Origin of the sequence: Arthrobacter sp. TS-15 (genome assembly GCF_006964045.1) — a bacterium.
Lineage (GTDB): Bacteria > Actinomycetota > Actinomycetes > Actinomycetales > Micrococcaceae > Arthrobacter.
In genome coordinates, this window is the sequence record NZ_SDXQ01000123.1 from 1 (window position 1) to 1,236 (window position 1,236).

Annotated in this window: 2 protein-coding genes; both read left to right on the forward strand. The window is 73.0% G+C overall.

Annotation, left to right across the window (positions count from 1 at the left end; translation table 11 throughout):
• Positions 1-887: diaminopimelate decarboxylase family protein (locus EU811_RS23205; RefSeq protein ID WP_142940588.1), on the forward strand; the 887-nt coding region annotated here is incomplete at its 5' end.
• A gap of 143 nt (positions 888-1,030) precedes the next feature.
• Positions 1,031-1,236 (forward strand): hypothetical protein (locus EU811_RS23210; protein WP_446698080.1); only part of this gene is annotated, 206 nt, incomplete at its 3' end.

Genomic DNA, 1,236 nt, shown 5'->3' on the forward strand with positions numbered 1-1,236 from the left:
GGCTCGCCGCGGCGGTCGGCCCCGGCGGACACCAGAAGGTGATGGTGCGGGTCGTCCCCGGCATCAGCGCGGGCGGCCACGAAAAGATCCGGACGGGCACGGACGACCAGAAGTTCGGCCTGACCTTCACCGACGGCTACGCCCAGCACGCCATCGCCCGCATCCTCGACCAGCCCCAACTGGAACTCACCGGCCTGCACTGCCACCTGGGCTCGCAGATCACCACCGTCAAGCCCTATCTCGCGGCCGTACGGCGCATGGTGGGGTTGATGGCCCGCCTGCGCGACGCCCACGGTGTCGTCCTGCCCGAACTGGACCTGGGCGGCGGTCACGGCATCGCCTACCGGCCGGGGGAGGAGGCACTCGACCTCACCACGCTGGCCCGCAAGGTGCGCGCCGAACTCGTCGAGAGCTGCGCCGCCGCCGGACTGCCGGTGCCGCGGCTGCTGATCGAGCCCGGGCGTGCCATCGCCGGACCGGCCGGCCTCGCGCTCTATCACGTGCTCGCGGTGAAGCGGACCGCCGATCACACCTTCGTGGCCGTGGACGGCGGGATGAGCGACAACCCGCGCCCCGCGCTGTACGGAGTGCGGTACGCGCCCCGGTTGATCGGACGCCACTCCACCGCGGAGGCTGCCCCGGTCACGGTGGTCGGCCGGCACTGCGAGGCGGGCGACATCCTCGCCTCAGACGTCCGGCTGCCCGGTGACGTGCACCCGGGGGACCTGCTGGCCGTGCCGGTGGCCGGTGCGTACCACCTCTCCATGGCCTCGGGCTACAACCTGGTCGGACGTCCGCCCGTCGTGGCCGTCGACCGCGGTCACGCCCGGCTCCTGGTCCGCCGGGAGTCGCTGGAGGACATCCGCAGGCGGGACGTCGGCCTGTAGGCGAGGACCCACCTCCGGGCGAGTGACGGCCCGGCCCCGCCCGGAGGTGTTCATCCCGGTCAGCGGCCCGGTGACCCATACGCGGAGCGAACGGAATTCGGTGGCACACTGACCCGGTCACCGAAGGAGACCGACCCGTGCCCATGATCAGCAACCTGAGCAGAGCGGTGCGCCGCGCCTACCGCCGCACCGTGGACCTCAGCCATCCCGCCCGCTCCCCGCTCGGCAGCGCGGTGGTGAACTGCGTGGTCTACCGCGAGGGCGGACGGCAGCCCGGCGACTGGGCACCGGACGAGGCGATCCGGCGGGCCCGCAAGGGCCGGGGCGGCTTCGTCTGGATCGGACTGCA